Raw genomic sequence first — 6,490 nt, 5'->3', positions numbered from 1 at the left:
GCTCCAATAACAGTATGCTTCTCCCCCTTGTATCTCTGACGATAATGATAAGCTCTTTGACCGCGTAAACTCCGAGCTACTCCCCGTTCCATTCCCTCCCACACCCCTGTCTGGTCGAGGGCAATCAAATCCTCCGCTGGAATATCCCTGACTTCTTGACGATAAGCTAGTCGTTCTCTTTGCACCGCCTCTTCTTGGACTCTCGCGCTGCGGTAAGTCTTTTTTTTAGAGTCATTCCTTGCTTTTTCAAGAAATTGTGTATCGTGACAGTACTTACATCAATTGCTAAGCGCTCCCGCAACAGTTCTTGATACTGCCACAGGTAGAGGTCTGGGTGTTCTGCAATGATTGCCATCACTTCCTGTCGATGTTGTTCCAAAATACCCACTCGCTTGGTGCCTACTTTCTTGGGGGTTAAATCTTGAGTTTGTTGGTACTGTCGCACCCAGCGGTGTACTGTTCTTTTGGTCACCATGAACCGTTCGGCTACCTGGCGGATGGAGGTCTTACCTGCCTGATAAGCTGCTACAACTCTTTGCCTTAGATCCAAAGAATGGGTTGGCATTCCCTTCTCTCCTTCCTCTTGAAACCTGTACCCTATTTTAAATTAACAGGCTGTAGCTTGGACTCCACAAAGTAGCTTTGTTGTAGGGCTGTAGTAACAAACACCAAATGCGCCTGTAAGCTAGAAATACTGCTGCGTTCTTCCCTTAGTTCTATGGGCTGGCATAGACATGCCAACTTAACTTGAGCTCATGAAAGCCCGGTGCAAGTACAGTCTTTACCCTACAGACCAATAGAGGCCAAACTTAGCCCAGTTGTTTGGCTGTGCCCGCTATGCTTGCAATGAAGTTTTGGCCTCCTGTCAAGGGGTTGGGAACCCTTTAAACACACAGATCAGCGAACCTGGCCTGGGAAAGTTTGGCGAGGGAGAGCCTTGGAGCTTGGCCATCTTCGGCCCTCCGCCCCTCAGCAGCTAGGCTGCTTCAACCTCTTGGGAAGCCCCTCGAGAGGAAGACGGCTTGAGAAACAGGGGTAACTCCTCAGGCGATCGTGATCTTGTTCTCCAAGGGTGAATCCGAAGCTGGGCCTGCTCCGTATTTGAGATGGCTTGTTCTCCGACCGAGGAGCTTTTTCCATGTTGTTGACGTTTTTGCTGGATTCAGCCTTTCGGCTTCGTTTTGTCTGCAAAGCTTTTTGGGGTGTTTGCCTGGCTGCTGCCTTGTTTCTCAGCGGCTGCGGGAGCGGCAGCTCGGTAACCCCTGCGCCGGGAGCTGTAGTCTCTACGGCTACCTTGACCCTATCTCCTGCTGCCGAAGTACCGCCGGTAGCGGTGCCCAGCTCCGCCAGCGGCAGTGCTGTTGTCACTTTAAACCAGACCGCCCGTACTCTATCTGTCCAGGGGAGTTTTACGAATCTCACGACCCCACTTTTGCCGATCGCCAATTTTGGCCCCGGCCACATTCACCTGGCCCAGCCCCAGCCGGGACAATCTTTCGCCCAGGCCACAGGCCCGGTCGTCTTTGTCCTGAACATGTTGCCCAATCCCGACAATCAATCGGGGAACTTCCCGCTAGAGGCCCAACTCACCCCTGAGCAGGTCTCCAGCTTCTTGGCCGGGGCCTACTACATCAACATCCATACGCAGGCCAACCCTCCCGGCGAGTTGCGGGCCCAGGTGGTTTTCCCTCGCTAAATCTTGAAGGCGACTTCTCAGCCGCCTAAGCGGTGCGGAGCATCTAAAGCATTTGGCGCAAATGCTGGGGCTTGCGCTGCCTTTTTTCTGGTCAACTCAAGAAGATTCGGCACAATGGGGAAAGCCATTTCACCCTTACCAAGCAGTTGAGGACATCGCTATGGCCTACAAACTCTGGATCGACGGCCAATGGGTCGATAGCCAAGGGGGGGGCTTGATGACCATCGAGAACCCGGCTACTGGCGAGGAACTAGCAGAGGTGGTGGATGCCAGCCCGGCCGATGTGGATCGGGCGGTGCAGGCTGCCCAGACGGCCTTTTACGATGGCCGTTGGTCGAAACTCACGCCTGGCGAGCGCTCCCTGGCCCTCTGGAAATTGGCGGATCTCATCGAAGCTCGCGCCGCCGAATTGGCACGTGTAGAGTCGGAAAACACCGGCAAGCCCTACGAGCTGGTGAGCTTGGGGGGAGATTTGCCGTTTGCGGTCGACAATCTGCGTTTCTTCGCTGCCGCCGCCCGCGACATCCATGGCTTCGGCGCCGGAGAATACGCCAAGGGTTACACCTCGCTATTTCGCAAAGAGCCGGTGGGGGTGTGCGCGCAAATTACCCCCTGGAACTACCCGCTGCTGATGGCCGTCTGGAAGATCGGCCCTGCTCTGGCTGCTGGCTGTACGGTGGTGCTCAAGCCTGCTCCCACCACCCCTCTGACCACTCTGATGTTGGGGGAACTGATCGCTGAAGCCGGGATCCCGCCGGGGGTTGTGAACATTGTTACCGGGGGCAATGCCACCGGCCAAGCTTTGGTGGAGCACCCGCAGGTGCGCATGGTCAGCCTTACCGGCTCTACCGCCACCGGCAAGCAGGTGATGCGCACCGCCGCCAATACCCTGAAGCGGGTGCATTTGGAGTTGGGGGGGAAAGCGCCCTTCCTGGTTTTTGCAGATGCTGACGTGGAAAGCGTGGCCGCCAAGGCCGCCTTCGCCGCCACGTTCAACACCGGCCAGGACTGTACGGCAGCCACCCGCGTCTATGTGCACGAGAGCAAGCTGGCGCAGGTGCAGGAGGCCATTGTGGAGGCGATGCGCAAAGTGACACTGGGATCCCCTTTTGAGGCGGGGGTGGAGATGGGTCCTTTGGTCTCGGCAGCCCAGCGGGAGCGGGTGATGGGATTTGTGGAGCGGGCCAAAGCCGAAGGGGCCAAAGTGCTGACCGGCGGGCGGATCCCTTCCCAGTTTGACCGGGGCTACTACTACGAACCCACAGTGATTGCCAATGTCGATCAAAAAGCGGAGATCGTGCAGAGTGAGGTTTTTGGGCCGGTTCTCACGCTCGGCTCGTTCCGCGAAGAAGCGGAGGCGCTACGCCTGGGCAATGACGTCCTATACGGGTTGGCGGCTTCTGTGTGGACTCAAGACATCGGACGAGCCATGAAACTAGCCGCTGAGCTGGAGGTGGGCACCGTCTGGATCAACGACCACATTCCCATTGCCTCTGAGGCTCCCCATGGCGGCTTCAAACAATCGGGATTTGGCAAAGATCTTTCCGCCGAGGCGGTGCGCGACTATCAGATTACCAAGCATGTGATGATCGCCACCCCCTGAAGCTACGACCATCCTGAGCAGCCATAAAACGAAACAGCAGCAGTTCAACAGGGACATCTCCAGTTTTCCGGAAACCCTTTGCTGCCTCGTTCGCCCCGGCAGCGCGGAGCGCTATCTCAATCTCCCCTCTCCCTTTGGGAGAGGGGCTGGGGGTGAGGGAGCAGAGCGGTCTGGGAACGTCCCTAGAAATCTCGGTCGCGCAAGCGGTGCGTCGCTTGAAAACGATAGACTGGGGTGTACAAGCTCTCAATCTGCCCTGGATCTGGGAAGATTCTCAAAAGATCGCCAAGATCTAACCGTCGATGACCCACCTCCCTAAGTCCCCTTCGGGATCTGCAACCCTGGCCCCTCCCCGCACCTTCCCTCTTACCGCCGTGGTCGGACAGCAAACCGCCAAGCTGGCTCTATTGTTGGCGGCGGTGGATCCCGGCTTGGGAGGGGTGGTGCTGGTGGGGCCACGGGGCACGGCCAAGTCGGTTTTAGCCCGAGGGATCCACGCCCTGCTGCCTCCTATCGAGGTGATTGCCGGCTCCTATTGCAACGACGACCCGGCGCGGCCCGAGACCTGGTCAGACTGGGCCAAGGCCCGCTACCCCCAGGGAACAACGCCCCCCACCCGGGTGATGGCCCCTCCCTTTGTCCAGATTCCCTTGGGGGTGACGGAGGATCGGCTCTTGGGATCCGTGGATGTGGAGGCCTCGGTGAGGCAGGGGGAAACGGTTTTCCAACCGGGGCTCTTGGCCGCCGCCCACCGGGGCGTGCTCTATGTGGACGACATCAACCTCTTAGACGACGCCATCGTCAACCTGCTGCTGACGGTGGTAGGGGAGGGGGTAAACCGCCTGGAACGGGAAGGGCTAAGCCTGCAGCACCCCTGCCGGCCTCTCTTGGTGGCCACCTACAACCCCGAAGAGGGATCCCTGCGCCCCCACCTGCTGGATCGCCTGGCCATGGTGGTGCCGCTGGAGCGGGAGCTGAGCCTGGAGGAACGGCGGGAGATCGCCCAGCGGGCCAACCAATTCGGCGATGCCCCCGACCCTTTTCTGGCGGAACACCAGGCGGAACTGGAGGAAATCCGCACCCAGATTATCCTGGCGCGGGAGTGGCTGCCCCAGGTTAAACCGCGGCGGGAACAGATCCACTACCTGGTGCAAGAGGCCATCCGCGGCAACGTCCAAGGCCATCGAGGGGAGCAGTTTGCCCTGCGGGCCGCCTGTGCCCTGGCCGCGCTGGAGGGACGGGATCGCCTGGTAGCCGAAGATCTACAACAGGCGGTACAACTGGTGCTGCTGCCCCGCGCCCGCTACGACCCCGAGCAACCCCCGCCGCCACCCCAATCGCAACAGCCGGAGCCCCCGCCGCCAGACCCCGACAACGCCGGTGAGGACAAGGAGGAAACGGATCCCCAGCCGGAAAATCTCAGCCTGCCGCAGGAGTTTTTCTTCGATCCTGAGCAGGTGGCCCTCGACCCGCGCCTCTTGGCCTTCGCCCAATCTCTGAACCAGCAGGGAAAAACGGGATCCCGCAGCCTGGTGTTCAGCGCCGACCGGGGCCGTTACATCAAGCCCATTCTGCCCCAGGGCGTCAACCCCCGCATCGCCGTCGATGCCACCCTGCGGGCTGCTGCCCCCTACCAGAAAAGTCGCCGCCTGCGGCAGCCGGGGCGGGCCGTCATCGTCGAGCCCGGCGACATCCGCGCCAAAAAGCTGGCCCGCAAAGCTGGAGCCTTGGTGATCTTTGTGGTGGATGCCTCCGGCTCCATGGCCCTCAACCGCATGCAAGCGGCCAAAGGCGCCGCCCTGCGCCTGCTGACCGAGGCCTACCAAAACCGCGACAAGGTTGCCCTCATCGCCTTTCGTGGCGAGGCTGCCGAAGTGCTGCTGCCCCCCACCCGCTCCATCGAGCTGGCCCGCCGCCGCCTGGAATCCCTGCCCTGTGGCGGGGGATCCCCACTGGCCCATGCCCTCACCCAAGCGGTGCGCCTAGGGGTCAACGCCCGCGCCAGCGGCGACGTGGGTCAGGTGATGCTGGTGGCCCTCACCGATGGCCGGGGCAACATCCCCCTCAGCCGCTCCCTGGGACGCAGCGAAGGCGATCCCATCGACCTGAAGCAGGAGCTGCGGGAGATCGCCCTGCGCATCCGTGCCCTGGGATTGAAGCTGCTTTTCATCGACTCGCAGAGCCGCTTTGTAACCACCGGCTTTGGCGCCGAGCTGGCGGAACTGGCGGGCGGGCGGTACTTTCATCTGCCCCGCGCCACCGACCAGGGAATTGCAGCCGTGGCCCGCTCGGCCATTCAAGAAGGACGCACTTCTCTCTGAAGGAGCAGCCGCGGCGGTGTTTGTAACTTTTCTTAATGGTTGGTTATGATCTCTGTAGGCGCTCTTCACCTTGCCCTATGACTACAGGACTCCTGCCGGAACTGCTCCTTGAGAATCCTATGGCTGTTGACTGGGTCAGTCGGGGCGTGAGCGCAGCCATTCGCGCTCTCTTCAAGCAGGTAGAGCGGCTGGAGGCGCGTGTGCGAGTCGAGCCTGTCGCCAAGCTGTTGCAAGGACGCATCGACAGCTTTGAGCTGTTGGGCCAGCACCTGCAGATGTACAACGGCCTGAGGCTTTCGGCCCTAGAGCTGTTTTGCAATGCTGTGGCCATTGATTTCAGCCAAATCTGGCAGGGGAAGATCAAGCTGCGCCAGCCGGTACAGGCCACGATGCGGGTGGTGCTGAGCGAAGCCGATCTGGCCCAATCCTTCAACACGCCTTTTGTGCTGAACAGGCTGGCCTTGGTAGGGCAGGATGGCAAATCCCTATCCTTCCACCACGTTCGTATCGCCATCACTCCGGCGCGTCGACTGGAATTGCAGGCAAACGTACAGCAAGCAGAGGCCAGGTCTCTCCGCGTTGGTTTTTCCGCCCAGGTTGAGGTGGTGGAGCAGCGTCGCATCCGCTTTACAGATCCGATGTTTGTGGGTGATACAGAGGCGGAGCTGGCGTTGAGCCGGGCCTTGGTCGATCACCTGAATGGGCTTCTGGACTTGGATCAGTTGGCCTTGCGGGGTACGGAGCTGCGGGTAGATCGGGTGAACCTACAGCCCCGGCAGATGGTTCTGTACGGCAGCGCCACCCTGGCGCACTTTCCCATGCGCCAACCGCAATGGGAAAATGCTTGACAACCTTTCGGCGGGCAGCTAC

At 60.1% G+C, this 6,490-nt stretch carries 4 protein-coding genes and 1 pseudogene; 4 read left to right on the top strand and 1 reads right to left on the bottom strand.

Features of this window, described 5'->3' with window-relative positions; translation table 11 throughout:
* Positions 1-565, bottom strand: a pseudogene (locus NW858_RS08935) (helix-turn-helix domain-containing protein); the annotation flags it as partial.
* Between the two features lie 573 nt (positions 566-1,138).
* Between NW858_RS08935 and NW858_RS08930 the strand changes: the two are divergent.
* The 4 genes from NW858_RS08930 to NW858_RS08915 all read left to right on the top strand — a co-directional run bounded on the left by NW858_RS08930 (position 1,139) and on the right by NW858_RS08915 (position 6,468).
* Positions 1,139-1,696 carry a CHRD domain-containing protein gene (locus tag NW858_RS08930; protein WP_414369164.1) on the top strand — a complete coding sequence of 186 codons (558 nt, stop codon included), beginning with the start codon at positions 1,139-1,141 and terminating at the stop codon, positions 1,694-1,696.
* Positions 1,697-1,856: 160 nt separating this feature from the next.
* Positions 1,857-3,299, top strand: coding sequence for a gamma-aminobutyraldehyde dehydrogenase (locus tag NW858_RS08925; RefSeq protein WP_414520314.1), 1,443 nt, complete (start codon positions 1,857-1,859; stop codon positions 3,297-3,299).
* Between the two features lie 302 nt (positions 3,300-3,601).
* Positions 3,602-5,620 (top strand): magnesium chelatase ATPase subunit D, encoded by a 2,019-nt coding sequence (bchD, locus tag NW858_RS08920; protein WP_414520313.1) that lies wholly within the window; start codon positions 3,602-3,604, stop codon positions 5,618-5,620.
* A 119-nt stretch (positions 5,621-5,739) separates the two neighbouring features.
* The gene (locus tag NW858_RS08915; protein ID WP_414334337.1) at positions 5,740-6,468 is read left to right on the top strand and encodes a DUF2993 domain-containing protein; all 729 of its coding nucleotides are present in this window, start codon (positions 5,740-5,742) and stop codon (positions 6,466-6,468) included.
* The last annotated feature ends 22 nt before the right edge of the window (positions 6,469-6,490 follow it).

The organism is Synechococcus sp. H55.10 (genome assembly GCF_047502715.1).
GTDB lineage: Bacteria > Cyanobacteriota > Cyanobacteriia > Thermostichales > Thermostichaceae > Thermostichus.
Note: the sequence above shows the minus strand (reverse complement) of the source record. Positions and strands in the feature narration are given on the sequence as shown.